This window comes from Moorena sp. SIO3I6 (assembly GCF_010672095.1).
In genome coordinates, this window is sequence record NZ_JAAHHU010000865.1 from 1 (window position 1) to 2,055 (window position 2,055).

A 2,055-nucleotide genomic window follows, 5' to 3' on the forward strand; every position below is an offset into this window, starting at 1 on the left:
TGCTTGGGGCAATCATATCAGGAATGCCCCAAGCGTTTTACGCACCCTAATTAGCTATAGCTAATCATAAGATTTTGTTTACTGATTATGCTTCTTAAGCTCAAAACATATTTTGCGCAAACGCTTTAAGGCACGATTACCTCGCTGTCTGGCAGACGCCTCAGTAATATCTTCTCCCTTAGAAGCTAGATGGCTCACTACTTGTTGCCAAGATAAGCCTTCTATGTGACGTAACACGATTAGCTTGTTGTCTTTTGGCTCTAACTTTTGAAGAGCTAGCTCCAGCAGCCTTAAGTCTTCATCGTCATAGTTGGCCGAGTCCAGACTATTGCTATCTTCTAGTGCTATTTGACGCTCTATTAAATTAGAGTCCCGTGACTGCTCTTTTTTTTGTTTCCGGCTCATCTCACGGATAACATTGAAGGAAGTCGCCCTGATCCAGGCTCTAGGGTTTTCAATCTCTTGGCCAGAGTCTAGCAGTTTTATTCCCCGTAAATAGGTTTCATTAATTACCTCATATATTTGGTCATCCGGAAAATTAAATTGCCGTAGCTTTTTCTTTATTCCGTTAAATAATGCAGCATAAAATGTTGCTTCCTTAGTTTCTAAAGAGGTTTGGTTAAATAAATGTTTAACCGCTGATTCAAACTTTTCCCTAGGGGTTAATTTTTTTTTTATTTTCATTTATTATGTCTCCTATGGTGACATTGAACACCACCTCCTGTTTGTACTTTTAGTCAATATTTTCGTAGGTAAATTGGTTTTTACCTATTTATTTGTTATTTGGTGATAAAAGTATAACTTTCAACAATTATTTGTTTTGGTAACTTTCATCCATGTTGAGGTGACTTTTTGGTGGATTCTAGTTAACTATTGGCATTGTACAATGTCTCCTTGTTGTTTGTGTTTTGCAAGTAAAAGCTAGCGCTATTTATCCCAAATCCTGTTCCCATACCCCCCTTATCCCCATAGCCCTATATTGATGGCATCAAAAGATTTGGTGGATTTTTAGAAAGGGGTTTTGACAATCGGATTTGGTATTACTACTTCAAGAGACGAACTATTTTTTATGCTTAGCAGAATATGCTGCTACGCAAATCATCAGATTGCCTCTTCTATATATATGTGCAGAACTGTCAGAAAGTGTGACACCCTCTCGGGAAAATTTCCAAAAAAAAGAGGGTGCTTGAATTTTGAATAGCAGCACCTCTAGAGGAATGACCCAGTCAATGTCACAGAATCCTTCAATAGGCACATTAACTATGTAGCCTCGAAATCAGACTCTAAAGCTGCTAGTAGGCGGTGAAAGAACATGCGTACTAATTTTGCTCAAAAATTCTTTGGGGTGGTAATTCTACTCTGAGTGAAAGCCTGCTCGATAGTTTGTAGCGTCTAGGCAGGGAATCAACAGGAAATCGTGGCTATTCCAACAGTCGTCTCTAAGTGTTCAATCACTATGTCACAGAATCAACAGAAAAAACCAAGTAAGCACAACTTCCCAGTTTTGCAAATTACCTTACCGCTCTGTGGAGTCCTGATCTTTGCTATAGGAGCTATCACCACAATCTATATGATCAACGGTCGCTACCTTTTTCACCTAAAGGCTACTCCCAAGGGACTCGAAATAATGACTGACGTAGACAAAAGGGAGATCAAAGAGACATTAAATTAGCACAATAAATCAATAGACCTCGCCGCAACAGTAGCGAGGTCTATTCAACAGGAAGAAGCTTGTGTTGGGGGTGTGGCAGTTACCTCACCGAATTGAAAACTATAGCGCTTACTAGCATAATGAGGTACACATGATTTTTTCCATCTTGCCTATTGCCTATTGCTAGCATGCCTATTGCCTATTCCCTGTTCCCTGTTCCCTGTTCCCTAAAACCCATAAAGTTGTACCTCATGAGTAAAGAGAATTGCTATATTATCGACCAATACTCACAATCCAGGTACCGACATAAGTGGGTAGTGGAATATCACCAGCAGCTAAGACATAACAAACGAAGTAATAAGTACCCCCATCAGGGTTTTTGACATTGGAAAATACTAATTCCA

The 2,055-nt window shown here is 39.5% G+C and carries 3 protein-coding genes; 1 reads left to right on the forward strand and 2 read right to left on the reverse strand.

Going from position 1 to position 2,055, the window contains the following annotated elements:
- Positions 1 to 78: 78 nt before the first annotated feature.
- On the reverse strand, positions 79 to 684 hold the full coding sequence (locus F6K49_RS43720; protein ID WP_293108046.1) for a sigma-70 family RNA polymerase sigma factor: 606 nt from the start codon (positions 682 to 684) through the stop codon (positions 79 to 81).
- A 772-nt stretch (positions 685 to 1,456) separates the two neighbouring features.
- On the opposite strand from F6K49_RS43720, the gene F6K49_RS43725 reads away from it, so the two are divergent.
- A complete protein-coding gene (locus F6K49_RS43725; RefSeq protein ID WP_293108049.1) occupies positions 1,457 to 1,672 on the forward strand; it encodes a hypothetical protein in 216 nt (71 codons plus the stop codon).
- 252 nt (positions 1,673 to 1,924) lie between these two features.
- Here the strand turns inward: F6K49_RS43725 and F6K49_RS43730 are convergent.
- Positions 1,925 to 2,055: DUF2808 domain-containing protein (locus F6K49_RS43730; RefSeq protein ID WP_293108052.1), on the reverse strand; the 131-nt coding region annotated here is incomplete at its 5' end.